We start from the raw sequence: 15,074 nt of genomic DNA, 5'->3' as shown, positions 1-15,074 counted from the left end.
TTGATAAATATGCTCCAAAATTTGAAGAATCAAGTTTTTTCATAATATTCTTTAAAAATCAACTTTTACTCAAATTAAAGGTCTACATTGTTGATAATTAGAACCAACCAACTAAACTGTGATACCTTTCTTCAGAAGAATCCGTAAAACACTTGCAGACGATAACAAGCCAATAAAATATTTAAGATATGCTATTGGTGAGATAGTACTTGTAGTAATAGGGATATTGATTGCTTTGAGTATAAATAATTGGAATGAGCACCGCAAAAATCAAGATGATGTGCACCTGTCATTGTTTCAAATCTTAAATGACTTAAAACAAGAAGAACTTTTTTTGCAGGAGCAGAAATTATCAGTAAAGAAATCTATTGACTATTTGACCAATGTTTCTAAAGGCAATTATAATGCTGTTCATTTAGACTCACTCTTGACATATTTAGATTTGTATTTCTATTTTTTCAAAAACAATAACGCCTATTCTGGTTTAAAAGCGACAGGAAAATTTTCAAATATTAATAACCCTTTACTTAAAGCTAACATTGCCTCTTATTATGAAGAGGGTTATGAAACTCTAATTGCTGATACCCAATACGGTGAGGCATACACCAATAACCAAGTACTTCCTTACGTGATTGCTAATTTAGAACCTGATACTAATTATTTGACGCGCGTCGAATTGGTTCTCAATAAATTAAAAACTACAAATCTCAAGTATATTATTAATTACCAAATTGGCTTAAAGAACTCCGTTGGAGGGCATTTGGAATCTGCCATACAAAATAATAATAAGTTGATAACCCAAATTGAAACAGAACTAAAAAATCAAAATAAAGAAAGGTTAACAATATAAATAAGCCATTAAAAATGGCTCATATACTTGACCGCTGGCAGAAATTATAATAAAAATGGATACAAAATGAATACGACCGAGGAATTTAAAAGAACAAGAAAAATACTATTTGACAAGGAAGGAATCCAACCCCAATCAAAGATAGTGACCACCAACGGCCCAGTAAAAAATGTCCATTACCTCGAAATCGGATCTGGCAAACCTCTTATTTTAATTCATGGTGGAGGTAGCCATTCAAGTGAATGGTTTAATATTATTAAACCCCTTTCAACTAAATATCATTTATATGTGGTGGATCGCCCGGGGTGTGGTCTAACTGATAGCTTTGACTATACTGAAGTGGACTTTAGAAAAAGTGCCGTTGAATTTGTTGAATCGTTTATGAATGCTTTAGGGCTGGACAAAGCCTCATTCATAGGACAATCTATGGGAGGATATTTTAGCATTTGTTTTGCTATGCAATATCCCGAAAGAGTAGAAAAACTTTTGTTAATCGGTGCACCTGCAGGAGTGAATTTATGGATTCCTCTTGTTTTAAGGTTATTAGGAACAAAAGGCTTAAATCGTTTTCTAGTTAAATCTGTTGCTAAACCAAGTATTAAAAATGTAAAAAATGTTCACAAACAAATTTTAGTCGCCGATGTGGAGAAATTGTCAGAAGATTATTTGAAACATTGTTACTATGGCCAATTAATCCCAGGGAACGAAAAAGGATTTCTTACTTTGTTAGAAAATGTCCTCACTTTGGCCGGCTGGAAAAAAGATTTATATCTAGGGGATAAATTACACCATTTGAAGATTCCTGTAAGGTTTATTTGGGGAGACAAAGATGCATTTGAAAAGCCTGAAACAGGTAGGTCGAAGACTGAAGTAATCCAAGACTGTAAATTTGAAGTAGTGGAAAATGCCGGGCATTGTCCTTGGCTTGACCAGCCGGAAGTATGTGCTTCTTTGATCAGCAAAATGCTAGAGGATTAAACTTCTGCCAACAAAGTATATAAAAAATTGCTCGTTTTACCTAAACCAAAGCTTGTTGCTCGTTTGCTTGCTTCTGATTTTCCTTCGGAAAATCCTCGCTCACAAAACCGCACTATTCTTATATATAAACGTTGGCGGTAATTTAGTGACGACAGTATAAATAAATAAGAATAAATTATTGTAAGTATAACGATATAAATTAGAGTATTAACTAATCATTCATTTAAACCATAAAATTATGAAAGCTTTTAAAAACGCAACAACATTTTTCCACAATTGTGAATCTGCAAAAGGATGGGAAGCCTGTAAAGATTATGCAATAGAAAATGCTAAATTCAATGCTCAAAGCGAGCCCATAACTGATGTTACAAAACTTGAGGATTATGTTAATTGGATGAAAGGGTTAGGGAGCATTACAATGCCAGGTTGTTCCTATAAAGTGCATTCTTCTGCTTATGATGAAACAACTAATACTGCAATATTTTTTGCCACTTTTACAGGTACACATTCTGGAGATGGAGGACCAATACCACCAAGCAATAAAACTACAAACTCAGAATATGTATATGCTATAAAAATGAACGATAATGATAAAGTAGAAAGTATGACTAAAATTTGGAATTCCTCGTGGGCATTACGAGAACTTGGTTGGATGTAAAGTATTTAAAAATATAAAGAATTTTTGATTTTTTGACCAATTATAAAACTGCCACCAACACCGTATAAAATTAAATGCTAGTTCAAGCCTATATACGAAAATCCTAACGGATTTTCTATTCGGTTTGTATTTGCTAATTTTGGCACTTAAACAACGTGACCAACCTTATAAAATTACGTTAGGTGCAATTAAATTTAATCACTTAGTATGAATTAACTGATTTAAATATGAACAAAAAAAACCAACCTTCATTCCTTGGATACTTGCATAGTTTCAGGGGGTTTGCCATTATAAATATTATTTTTATTCATGCCTTTGCATATGCCTTATTTCAATATAACAACAATAGTTTTGACTTAAAAGACCCTTTTTACATAAGCAATGAACTCCTTTTTCATAACAGCACTGTTTATTTTGCCGTTATATCTGGTATACTTTTCTCCGTTGTTTTAAAAAGTAAAGGATATAAAAGATTTTACAGCAGTAAGCTTAAAAATGTGTTGTTACCCTATCTTTTTTTAACACTTTTGTTTTCCATATTCAACCCTATATTCAACCCACCAATCTTCAAACCTTTTGCGCTGCAGCCAGACTTTATCTCTTATCTAAATGCAGCATTTAACAATTTCATATTCGGCACTGCACAGTTTCCTTACTGGTATATACCTATCTTAATATTTTTATATCTAGTCACACCTCTTTTGGATTATTTAATGAATATTAAAAAATGGGGTACACTTTTAATGTTGGTTATTATTGCATTGCCGTTAGCAATATCAAGGGTAGAAGTTATGGATATGGAAGAATATCAGTTGAGTTTATCAACCATGATATATTTCACAGGTGCATATGCTGCAGGTATTTATTTCGGTGTGAATCCCGAAAAGCGGTTTTCATGGGTAAAAAAAAACATGGTGCTCTTTGTATTGATTGCACTGCTCTCCTCGGTAGCGTTAGTGTATTTTCAAATAAAAGAAATTAACAAGTTCGGGGGATGGTCCTTAATGAGTGCATTGTACTATATCCAGAAAATGTGTTTGTCAGGAATAGTTATTGTACTATTTAAAAATATAGGTGACCGCCAGCCGCATTGGCTAAATCCGGTAGCCAGCTATGCGTTTGTAATCTATTTTCTGCATGCCTTTTTCCTAGATCTGCTTATTGAATCGTTATTACCTTTATCAACCTTGCATGAAATAGCTCCACTTAATTTGTTCTTTGCGGGATTTCTATTTTTAAGCTTGTCTATTGCTTTGAGTATGCTCATTGGCCGGATATTTAAAAAGTTGTTCGGTAAATTCTCAAAGATGCTAGTTGGTGTGTAAAGTAATTGTTGATATACTGAGTTATTCTATACTCAGTCGAGCCAAAGTAGTACAGAAGCATCTACACAAGACATTGTTTGAATCAAAGTATCATATTAATGGGTAACGATAATCATAAAAGTGCATAACACCGTATAGAAAAAATTACTATTTTTAGTTTAACCAATGTTAGTTGCTTGTTTGCTTGCTTCTGATTTTCCTTCGGAAAATCCTCGCACACAAACGCGCAACTTCCCATATACATAAACGTTGGCAATAATTAACCAAAATATGAATCCACTGAAAACCAAAAGAATTGAATCCCTCGATATTCTCAAAGGTTTGGTTATTATATTTATGGCCTTGGATCATACACGCGACTATTTTCATATAGACTCATTTCTGTTTGACCCTGCTGATCCTGAAAAAAGTAACCTGACCTTGTTCTTCACCCGATGGATCACACACTATTGTGCGCCTGCTTTTAGTTTTCTGGCTGGAATTTCGGCTTTTTTAGTGGGTAGAAGGAAATCAAAAAACGAACTGACCTCATTCCTTTTAAAAAGAGGAATCTGGTTAATATTCATAGAGTTTTTCGTTGTTTATTTTGGATGGAGCTTTAATATTCATTTTAACCATTTTGGGTTGTTGGTGATATGGTCTTTAGGAATTAGTATGATTTTTCTTGCTGCTATCATTCGCCTTTCAATGAAAAATATCCTGATTCTGAGCGTAGTCATCATTTTTGGACATAATTTGCTAGACAACATCCATTTTGACCAGAATATACTTTGGTCAATCTTGCATGAGCGTGGTAATTTCACCCTATTTGATAGCATTAAAATACGTGTGACTTACCCAATTATTCCATGGATAGGTGTGATGTCATTAGGATATTATTTTGGAAAATTTTATAATAAGGATGTAACACCTGAATACCGACAAAAGCTATTTACCAAAATAGGGTTGGCCTGTATTGCAGGGTTTTTGATTTTAAGAGGCTTTAACTTGTATGGAAATTCTAATCCCCGGTTAGCCTTTGATTCTTTTTCACAGACACTCATTTCCTTTATGGACCCTTCCAAATATCCACCATCTTTGACTTATTTATTGATGACTCTCGGGCCTTCGCTTCTGTTTTTAGGTAATTCAGAAAATTTAAAAGGGCGTTTATTAAATTTCTGTGCAACCTTTGGGAAGGTGCCTTTCTTCTTTTACATTATTCATATCTATGCAATTCACCTATTAGCTGCAATTTTGGCTGAAGTGACAGGCTTTGGCTTCGATTCTATGGTGCTAGATGGATTTGTCTCAACAAATCAGCAATTGATTGGTTTTGGCGTAAACCTCGTTTGGGTATATGTAGTTTGGTTGGTTATATTGTTTATGCTTTATCCAATGTGTAAAACATTCAGCAATTACAAACTGAACCACAAAGAAAAGTGGTTGTTAAGTTATTTTTGATAAACAACTATTGCCAACACTGTGTAAAAATTATTGCTTGGCACTTGCCTACTCGGAAAATCTTTCAGATTTTCCTCTGGTTAGTTAACTTTTGCTAAATTAGGCTTTTAAACACGCAACTATTCTTACACCAAAGGTTAGGCATTATTAAAAAACTCCAGTGATATGAAGAAAATTATTATTATTACACTTTTGGCTGTTGTATCGATTGTTATGGCATTCGGCCTGTTGACTAATAAACCCGCAGTTGATTTTTTGAAATCTCTAACGCAGGCTCAAAGGAACAAAACGCAGATGCCCTTCATTGACGAGTCTAGAATTCTTTGGCATTATGTGCCTAGTTCAATGTTTCCAAGAGCAGGAATTCAACTGAATGAACTTGATTCAAATCAGAAGTCCAAATTGGACGAACTCCTCAAGACTTTTCTATCAGAAACAGGATATAATAAAACGATGAAAATCATCGATTTAGAAAATATCCTTTTGGAAATCAGTGGAGATTCAATTATGAGAAATCCTGAAAATTATTCGGTAGCATTTTATGGAAATCCTGAAAAGGACAGCTTATGGGCTTTTTCTTTTGAAGGACATCATATTTCCCTGAATTTTACAGTTCATAACGGAAAAGTTGAAATTGCTCCCCGATTTTTAGGAGCGAATCCAGCAAGAATTCTTTCTGGCCCCAGAGAAGGTGAGCGCACTCTTCAAAAGGAAGAAGACCTAGGTTTTGAATTGATAAACTCATTATCAGAAGAACAAAGGAAAATGGCAATATTTCAGCAGAAACCATTTTTTGATATTGTTACAGGGAAATCCACAGAAGTCGAACCTTTAAGTCCCGTAGGAATTATGTATGGTCAGTTAACCAGGAATCAACAACTTGTTTTTTTAAAACTTCTTGATGAATATCTATCAACCATGCCCCCTGAACAGGCCGAAAAAAGAATGAATAGCATTAAGGATGAAGAAATAAATGAGGTAAGATTTGGATGGGCCGGAGCAACTGTCTTGGGTGAAGGTCACTATTACCGGATACAAGGGAAATCATTTTTGATTGAGTTTGATAATGTCCAGAACGAAGCCAATCACATTCATACCGTGTGGAGAGATTTTAATAGAGATTTTGGCAGGGATATAATTAGAGAACATTATAAGAATTCGGATCATCATAAACATGAATAATAACAATGCCTAACACCATGTATAAAAAATTGCTAGTTTTAGCTTAACCAATGTTAGTTGCTCGTTTACTAGCTTCCGATTTTCCTACGGAAAATCCCCGCATACAAACTTGCGACTTTCCATACACAAACCGTTGTGTGATATTATTAAATATGAAAAAAAGAATATTCCTATCAATTATAAGTATGTCCTTGCTGCTTCCAAAGTTAGGAGAAGCTCAGATAAATGAAGAAAAATTAGGAGGATGGTATATGTATTTTTTCAATACAACTTTTAAAGAAAGCTCATGGGGCATTCAAGGAGATATTCAATATCGTAACTGGAATATTGCTGGAGACCTTGAACAATTACTGTTACGCGGAGGAATAACCTATAAACCTAAAAAGGCAGACATTAAACTGACTCTTGGTTATGGAAATATAACTACCGGAAGTTATGGATCTGATAATTCAAATACATCAGAGAGTAGAATTTATCAGGAAGCGCTGTTCCCTGTTCAATTTGGTAATCGTTTCTATACTAATCACCGATTTCGGTACGAGCAAAGATTTGTTCAAAATCATGATTTTAGAACACGTATTAGATATAATTTCTTTTTGAATATACCCTTGAACAAAGCCGCAATGGACGATAAAACACTTTACCTAGCCCTTTATAATGAAATTTTCATCAATGGACAAAGAAATATAGGAAATGGGAATAGTGTAGAAATCTTTGATCGAAACAGGCTCTACCTAGCAATGGGGTACATGATTAAAAAAGGACTTAAAATTCAGTTAGGTATGATGAACCAAACAACAGATAATTGGAGTAAAAATCAGTTACAAATAAGTTTTCATCAAAAAATTTAAAATCACACAACACTTTGTAAAATGCATTGAAACGCATTTTACACTAACCGTTATTCAAAATTATTCACCTAAATTCATATTAATGAGAATATTGATACTCCTATTTACTATTAGTTTATCTTTCCAGTTATTTTCACAGCAAATTTCGGATACTAACTATAAGCCGACACTAGAAAATCCTGAGTATAATCTTAAAAAAGGGCCTATTGTATTTATTGACGAAGGTCATTACAATTTTCACAAGAAAGAAGGCAAGTATAAGCCATTCTCAAATCTCCTAGAAAATGACGGATATAATGTTACAAAGTATATAGGGACGTTTAAACCCAACAAATTATCAGAAGGCAAAATACTAGTAATTTCAAATGCATTAAATGCTGTAAACGAGAAGAAATGGAAATTACCTACTCCTTCAGCCTTTTCAAAGGAAGAAATTAATATCTTGGAGCAATGGGTATCCGAAGGCGGAAGTTTATTTCTTATTGCTGATCATATGCCAATGGCGGGAGCGGCAAAAGATTTAGCCGCTAAATTCGGATTTGTGTTTACTAATGGGTTTGTGTTTCATAAAAAAACAAAAGGAGTTGCATCTTTTACTATAAAAGACGGATCGCTTAACACAAGTATAATGACAACAGGAAGAAATTCAACTGAAAGTATTAGCCAAATAAAATCATTTACGGGTCAAGCATTTAAAATTCCAAATGATGCTACTCCAATTTTACTTTTCAGTAAAGAATATGTGAATTATCTCCCTGAAAAAGCTTGGGATTTTACTAAAAATACACCCAGAAATAAAGTAAATGGCTGGTCGCAAGGTGCATTTAAAAAACATGGTAAAGGTAAAATTGTTGTGTTTGGAGAAGCGGCAATGTTTTCTGCTCAATTAGCCGGCGATAAAAAAATAAAAGTTGGAATGAATAATGAGGAAGCTCCAGAAAATTACCAATTACTACTAAATATAATCCATTGGTTAGATGGAAAAATGGAATGATAAAACTTTGCATAACAAACTTAAGCCGTGTATAATTAATAGCTGGTTCCCGCTTAATTACGAAAATCCTAGCGGATTTTCTATTCGGTTTTTATTTGCTAAATTTAGTCCTTAACCACGCAACTGATCATACACGAATACGTTGTAAGTAATGAAACAAAATGAGAAAGATTATATTTATATTTCACTTTTTTTTTAGCTTGAATTGTATTTCTCAAGTACAGCTAAATGATTCTCTTTTGAAAGAAGACTTCGGCATATTAAAAAATATTGTTTGTGAAGTTTCTCCAAATCTAAATTCTAAAGAAAAGGAAGCACTATACAATTATTTGAATGAACGGAGCGAAGAACTTAACGGAAAAACTATGACCGTTATTGAGTTTTTTAAATTTCTCATGGACACAAAAGCGAACACAAAATTAGATGAACATGGTACGATATCACTCTCAAACGATGTCATGAAAGAATTCCTTGCTGATAAAAGCGTTCTTTTCCCAATTCCAATTATTATAATTGACAATAAACTCATTGTAAACCATGATACCGCTCAAATACCATATGGCTCTGTTATTACCGATATCAACGGGATACCAGTTGCAACAATTCTTGATAATTTTCTTAAAGAAAAAACAACGTATGCGCTACGAAACTTGGAGGTATCCTTTGATATATTATTTCTTATAAAATATGGAGCTCCAAATTCCTATGCTGTAAGATATACAACACCAAATTCAAATGTAACAGAAACAATTCTATTAGAACCATTAGATATTAAGACCCGTGAAAACGTTTATAATAATATAGTTTTTCCATTACATCGCGAACAGTTAAAAAATCTAATTAGCACAGCTTATTTTGAAGACTCCAATTCATTTTGTATCACATTAAACTCGTTTAATTGGAAAGAAGATGTAAAAAATGTATATGAAATATTCGACAAGCAATTTTCGGACATCTTTAAAACTATAAAAAAACAAAAACCAAAGAATTTAATCATAGACTTAAGATATAATAGAGGCGGCAACATTTTGATTCCAGCATTATTCTATTCTTATATTACACAAAAGGAATTTAATGAAGATATACACTTAAGAGTCCCAGATTTTGATTTGCCTTATAAAAATTATATCGAAAAAATTGGTGACAGAGCATTGAATAAAGATCAAGTTGATGAGTTTCTAAACAATTTCCAAAAACCTTTTACTAAAAATAATGACTATTATGAATTCAATTACGTCAACAATGAAATACGTAAACCAAAAAAAAACAACTATGAAGGAAATGTTTATTTAATGATAGGAGGTAGAAATTTTTCTGGGGCTTCTTATTTTACAGCTATCTTTAAAAATTATAACAGAGGACGAATCATTGGAGAACAAATTGGAGGCTCACATCACAATATAACAGCTGGAAAACAAATTGAATATGTGTTGCCAAATACCAAAATTAAGGTTTCATTGCCCATCGGAGTTTTTACATTCTCGAAAGACTTAGAAACCAATGTGTCTGAAAAAAAGATAAATCCTGATGTTTTGGTGTCGGAAAAGATAAAATACCAGTACTTTCTAAAAAAAGAAGATTGGGATCTACAAGAGGTTTTTCTCTTAATAAATAAATTGAATTAACTACTTAAAACAATGGCTATAAGTAATTGCTTGTTCTCGCCTACTTCTGAAAATCCTAGAAGATTTTCAGTTTGGTGTGTACTTGCAAAGTTAAGCGCTAAACCACGCAACTACTCATAGCCGAGACACTGGGCGTCAGCTTAAAAGACTTCATCTTAAAAAGAAAGTATCAATGAAACATACAAATAAATCATATGACGTTACAACCAAAGCTTTTTTTATAGCTATGGTAATTTTATTTATTTTATTGCAAATAGCCTTCCACCCTACCTATTTGCAATATTTTCCTCAATTTCATGGATTTAGTTGGATGCATCATGTACATGGAGCTCTAATGGTTTCATGGGTGATGATGTTAATTCTTCAACCCTATCTTATCATCAAAAACAAATACAAGACTCATAGACTTATTGGTAAAATCTCATATATCACAGCGCCATTAGTGTTTATTTCTATGATATTGATAACAAGGCTAAGTTATCTCAATATGGTGGGTGGAATGCCGTTTAAAGAAGTCGCCGCTTTTCAATCATTAAACTTTATTACTCCATTCAATTTTTTTGTTTTCTACTCGCTTGCTATTATTCATAGAAAAGATGTCTTTAAACACAAGCGATTTATGATTGGTACGATGTTCACCATTTCAGGAGCTGTTTTTTCCAGAATGTTGATTCATATTTTTGGATTGTCTGGTGAACTTGATGCCTTTTTTTTCTCTGAATATTTTGGTCTCAGTATAGTAATACTCCTTTTATTAAATGATTTAAGAAAGAAAGTAAACCCCATTCCATACACTATTATAGCAGTCGCATTGTTTATAGGCATTCTTGTTATGCATGCTCGTTATACAGAAGTATGGCAATCCGTAGTACGATTTATTGGAGACAGCTTTTTTTGAAAAGACTTAAAACTTCTAATCATTTCTAAACCTGTAAGAATATTTATACTACCAGCAACAAAAAAGCCGAACGCCCAACTCCGTATATAAAAAATTGCTATTTTTAGCTTAACCAATGTGAGTTGCCTTGTTTGCTAGCTTCCGATTTTCCTTAGGAAAATCCTCGCGCACAAACACGCTACTTTCCATATAAATAAACGTTAGCAATAATTTGATTAAAATCTCACAATATGAAATTTAAACGCAAAAGCTCAATATTAATTTTTACAGTATTAGCATTAATAGCTTCTACATCATGCAAAGAGAAAAAGGAATCTAATGATTTAGAAAACATAGTTGAAAGAAAGGATAATTATGTAGAAGTAATAACAAACGGAATGGATTTCGAAACCGTGGATGAAATTAAATCTGGTTGGACTACATTTAAATACATAAACAAATCGTTTGAACCGCACTTTTTTATATTAGAAAAGATGCCCGACACTTTGGGATTAGCCACCTACAAAAAAGATTTGTTCCCTCCTTTTATCTCAGCATTTGAGCATTTTGAAAAAGGAGAAATGGAAGCGGGTATGAAGGAATTTGAAAAAATACCGCAATGGTTTTATAAAGTAGAATTGGCTGGAGGAGTTGGATTAACCTCAAAAAAAACAACATCCAAATCTACAATATTTCTTGAGCCTGGGACATACATTATGGAATGCTATGTAAGGATGCCAAACGGATTGGGACATGTTTTCATGGGCATGATTAAAGAGCTAAAAGTAAGTAATGAATCTAATGATAATGAACCTCCAAAAGCCGATTTTAAAATAAGTATATCGAGTGAACAGGGAATTACCTTTAATGACTCAATAAAATCAGGAAATTATACATTTGAGGCAAAATTTGAAGACCAAAAACAATACGAACACCTAATGGGACATGATGTTAATTTGGTTAAAATTGAAAATGACAGTTTAGTAACTAATTTGAATAATTGGTTAAACATAGTTGATTTTAAAGCATTTCGTTCACCTGAACCTGAAGGATTATTGTTTTTAGGAGGAGTTGAAGATTTACCATCAGGAGACACTGGTTATTTTGAAGCAACTCTTGAAAAAGGGAATTATGTGCTAATCTCTGAAATTCCTAATGCAGTTGAAAGAAAAATGATAAAAACTTTCACTGTATATTAAATCAAAAACTATTGCCAACAATGTATAACCGCAATTACGGCGGAATTTTCCGCTGGAAAATTCCGCCGTAATTGCTAAAGTCTGTGTCAAACCGAAAATAATTGCTAATTTAATCCGTAACTGAAGGTTATACGAGACCGTTGGCAGCAATGGTCTTCGTGCATTTTTGCCTAGTTTACTTTTTGGATATTTTTTTTGACTTTTAAGCCAGAAAACTAAAACTCTAAAAAAATCAAAACTAAAATTATAAACTATAAAGAAGTTCAGATTTTCAATTTTGATTTATTTACTTTTAATTTGTTTTAAAAAAATTCAATATTTTAAAATTGCCAAATGAAAAAGCATTTCTTCATCCTGTGTATTACTACTTTTATACTGTCTTGCAGTTCAGAGGAATCTACACAGCCAGACTCAGAACTTCCAGAAATTTCGAATGAAAATCAGATATTCAACATCACCATAGAGGTTCAGGGTGAAGGGACTGTGTCAGAAGAAGCTATTAACTCTGCTAATGGTCCTATTTATATCAAAGGAACAAGAGTTAAGCTTACTGCTATACCTTCAGAAGGGTGGGTATTTGTAGGTTGGCAAGGAGACTTGGAGCTAACGGAAAATCCAACAGAAATATTAATGAATAGTTCTAAAAATGTAATTGCATTATTTGAGACTATACCCGATAATACTGGAGATTCAACCGATGAGACCCCCGGAGAAGGACCACTAATTTATTTAGATTCAAATGGATTAACTATAAGAGCTAATTCTAATGCTAAACCAGGGGATACAGCTATTTTAAATGGTATTCAGTACCTCATTGTAGATGATGAACTTCTTAGAGAGATTATTGTAGATCAGCGAGAAGACCTTTCAACCTTGGTCACTACCTACGTCACAGATTTGAGCAATATGTTTAGAGACAAACAAACAATCACGCCTGATATTAGGGGATGGGATACCAGTGGAGTAATTAATATGAGTTATATGTTTTTTAATGCATCAGTGTATAATGGAGATCTTAAATTTTGGAATACAGCCAAGGTTACCAATATGTCTTATATGTTTGCTCAAACCAATGCTTTTAATCAGGATATTGGTAATTGGAATACAGCAAATGTTGTAAATATGGAAGGTATGTTTAATAATGCCACTGCCTTTAATCAAGATTTAAGTAAGTGGTGTGTTCCTTTAATTGCAAATAGACCCATAAATTTTTCTACCTCATCTAATCTTTCAGAAAACTTTATTCCTGAATGGGGTAGTTGCCCTGAGTAAATAAAGGGCAAATCGCTTTTGTTTGGGCTGATGCTACCCTACATTCATATGGTGTTCCACGGACAAATAACATCGACCATTTCAACCTAATCAAGGAAGATGGTGAATGAAAATTCATTAACATCTCATTCACAAATACACCTTTGCCAGAAGAGTTAAAAAAATTTGATTTGGAGGTTTTTGCAAAGAGTTATGCACAAGTGTGATGCGGTCAAAGACCAAATTGGAGAAAACACGATTCTATTGGACTCTGACAGGAACAAATAACGGAACCAATGGAACTGGAAATAAAGTGAACATTAGCGGATTTGAGGAATGGACATTAAATGCTGGCTGATTATATCACTAAAAAACAAAAGACTCAAATACGAAAAGTACCTGAGTCTTGTTTAGTAGCGGGAACTGGACTCGAACCAGTGACCTTCGGGTTATGAGCCCGACGAGCTACCTACTGCTCTATCCCGCGATATAATATCAGAACAATTTACTTAGCTTTTAACTCTCGGTTCATAATGCCGACCAAATCATTTCGGATTGCAAATATACAACGCTTTTTATTTTCCGCAAACATAAAACAAGAAAATATTATTGCTCAATGCTATCCGCCTGAAACTCCATTAATTCCGAATTTATAAACCTCATTCTTAACTCTATAGGGTTACAACACACCTCACAATCTTCTATATATTTCTGTTCAGAAACAGAATCATCTAAAAGCATAGAGATATTTTCCCAGCAATACGGACAAATAAAAAAATGTTCAACCATACTTCAATAAACAAAAAATAGGCAACATATTCTACATGTTGCCTATTAAACTTAAAACTTTACTAATTTGAAAACACTATTCTTTTTCTACATCCATAGTTGCCGTAGCACTTTGTATTTCTTGAAGTTGTATTAAATTTGGTGGATTTTTACCAGAAATACTGATATATTCTTCATTTAATTTATTGTCACTTACCATAAGCGTATTTAGTTTAATTAAACTCATTAACGCCAATGGTAAATCACCTGTTAATCCATTATTTGATAATATTAACTCTTCTAAATTTTTTAATTGAGCAATTTCGTTCGGTATTTCACCTTCCAGTTTATTATCCATTAAACTTAATTTCTTTAACTGAGATAATGCATATATTTTATTTGGAATAATTCCTGTTAAAAAATTACTACCTAATAAAAGTTCTTTTAAGTTAGTTAGTTCCATTAGACTAGGAGGAATTTCTCCAGTGAATTGATTGCTATATAGTTTTAAATATTCCAATTTTTTTAATTCACCTAATTCATTAGGAATATTACCTTCAAAATTATTCATAAATAATTCTAAAGAAGTTAATTCCTTTAGATTGCTTAATGAAGTTGGTAACTTTCCTTTTAATTTATTAAAACCTAAATTAATTTTTCTAAGGTTTACTAAATTCCCAATCTCTTGAGGTAAATTACCTTCAAGATTATTAAATTGAAGATTTAATTCTACGATTTGATCGCGCTCTACCTTTACACCATACCAAGAATCTTCTGAGGCATTTAAATCCCATGTTGCATTCCAACTCTGTCCATTAGTGGAATTGTATAAAGCAATGAGTGCTTCTTTTTCTTTAGGCGATACGTTAGCAAAGGAGAATGCTGAGACTAAAAAAAGTGCTATTAATTGGTTAAGTATTTTCATGTCGAATAAATTTGGGGTCAATTCTTAAACGAATATAGCCTAAAACAAGATTAATAGCTATTTTATTCGATGAAATACGTTTTTTTTTAACATTTTCAATTCGACGAACTGCTTAGTAAAAATAGAGCCAATAAAACATATTTTAAAT

The 15,074-nt window shown here is 32.8% G+C and carries 15 protein-coding genes and 1 tRNA gene; 13 read left to right on the top strand and 3 right to left on the bottom strand.

All coding sequences use genetic code 11. The features are described 5' to 3' along the window. The first annotated feature begins 118 nt into the window (after positions 1-118). The 13 genes from V8G56_RS08615 to V8G56_RS08555 all read left to right on the top strand — a co-directional run bounded on the left by V8G56_RS08615 (position 119) and on the right by V8G56_RS08555 (position 13,591). Positions 119-850 (top strand): DUF6090 family protein, encoded by a 732-nt coding sequence (locus V8G56_RS08615; protein ID WP_395438041.1) that lies wholly within the window; start codon positions 119-121, stop codon positions 848-850. A 66-nt stretch (positions 851-916) separates the two neighbouring features. After that, positions 917-1,828 carry an alpha/beta fold hydrolase gene (locus V8G56_RS08610; protein WP_395438040.1) on the top strand — a complete coding sequence of 304 codons (912 nt, stop codon included), beginning with the start codon at positions 917-919 and terminating at the stop codon, positions 1,826-1,828. Positions 1,829-2,066: 238 nt separating this feature from the next. Then, on the top strand, positions 2,067-2,486 hold the full coding sequence (locus V8G56_RS08605; protein WP_395438039.1) for a hypothetical protein: 420 nt from the start codon (positions 2,067-2,069) through the stop codon (positions 2,484-2,486). A gap of 227 nt (positions 2,487-2,713) precedes the next feature. Next, on the top strand, positions 2,714-3,811 hold the full coding sequence (locus V8G56_RS08600) for an acyltransferase family protein (RefSeq protein ID WP_395438038.1): 1,098 nt from the start codon (positions 2,714-2,716) through the stop codon (positions 3,809-3,811). 270 nt (positions 3,812-4,081) lie between these two features. Beyond that, on the top strand, positions 4,082-5,254 hold the full coding sequence (locus V8G56_RS08595) for a DUF1624 domain-containing protein (RefSeq protein ID WP_395438037.1): 1,173 nt from the start codon (positions 4,082-4,084) through the stop codon (positions 5,252-5,254). A 165-nt stretch (positions 5,255-5,419) separates the two neighbouring features. Next, positions 5,420-6,436, top strand: coding sequence for a DUF3500 domain-containing protein (locus V8G56_RS08590; RefSeq protein WP_395438036.1), 1,017 nt, complete (start codon positions 5,420-5,422; stop codon positions 6,434-6,436). A gap of 185 nt (positions 6,437-6,621) precedes the next feature. Further along, entirely contained in the window at positions 6,622-7,287 is a 666-nt protein-coding gene (locus V8G56_RS08585) for a DUF2490 domain-containing protein (protein WP_395438035.1), read from the top strand. An 82-nt stretch (positions 7,288-7,369) separates the two neighbouring features. Next, positions 7,370-8,281, top strand: coding sequence for a hypothetical protein (locus tag V8G56_RS08580; protein WP_395438034.1), 912 nt, complete (start codon positions 7,370-7,372; stop codon positions 8,279-8,281). Between the two features lie 239 nt (positions 8,282-8,520). Continuing rightward, a complete protein-coding gene (locus V8G56_RS08575; protein ID WP_395438033.1) occupies positions 8,521-9,906 on the top strand; it encodes a S41 family peptidase in 1,386 nt (461 codons plus the stop codon). A 172-nt stretch (positions 9,907-10,078) separates the two neighbouring features. Further along, on the top strand, positions 10,079-10,804 hold the full coding sequence (locus V8G56_RS08570) for a hypothetical protein (protein WP_395438032.1): 726 nt from the start codon (positions 10,079-10,081) through the stop codon (positions 10,802-10,804). Positions 10,805-11,034: 230 nt separating this feature from the next. Beyond that, positions 11,035-11,982 (top strand): hypothetical protein, encoded by a 948-nt coding sequence (locus tag V8G56_RS08565; RefSeq protein ID WP_395438031.1) that lies wholly within the window; start codon positions 11,035-11,037, stop codon positions 11,980-11,982. A gap of 333 nt (positions 11,983-12,315) precedes the next feature. After that, on the top strand, positions 12,316-13,254 hold the full coding sequence (locus V8G56_RS08560) for a BspA family leucine-rich repeat surface protein (protein WP_395438030.1): 939 nt from the start codon (positions 12,316-12,318) through the stop codon (positions 13,252-13,254). A gap of 205 nt (positions 13,255-13,459) precedes the next feature. Continuing rightward, entirely contained in the window at positions 13,460-13,591 is a 132-nt protein-coding gene (locus V8G56_RS08555; protein ID WP_395438029.1) for a hypothetical protein, read from the top strand. A gap of 56 nt (positions 13,592-13,647) precedes the next feature. On the opposite strand, the gene V8G56_RS08550 is transcribed toward V8G56_RS08555, so the two are convergent. The 3 genes from V8G56_RS08550 to V8G56_RS08540 form a co-directional block, all read right to left on the bottom strand. Continuing rightward, a tRNA-Met gene (locus V8G56_RS08550) sits at positions 13,648-13,720 on the bottom strand. Between the two features lie 119 nt (positions 13,721-13,839). Beyond that, positions 13,840-14,022: a CPXCG motif-containing cysteine-rich protein gene (locus tag V8G56_RS08545; RefSeq protein WP_395438028.1), complete on the bottom strand. Its 183-nt coding sequence runs from the start codon at positions 14,020-14,022 to the stop codon at positions 13,840-13,842. A gap of 76 nt (positions 14,023-14,098) precedes the next feature. Further along, complete coding sequence (locus V8G56_RS08540; RefSeq protein ID WP_395438027.1) at positions 14,099-14,926, bottom strand: Two component regulator three Y domain protein; 828 nt, start codon at positions 14,924-14,926, stop codon at positions 14,099-14,101. Positions 14,927-15,074 lie beyond the last annotated feature (148 nt).

The organism is Gaetbulibacter aquiaggeris (assembly GCF_044003965.1).
GTDB lineage: Bacteria > Bacteroidota > Bacteroidia > Flavobacteriales > Flavobacteriaceae > Yeosuana > Yeosuana aquiaggeris.
The sequence above is the reverse complement of the archived record's forward strand: the minus strand, read 5'-3'. Positions and strand labels throughout refer to the sequence as shown.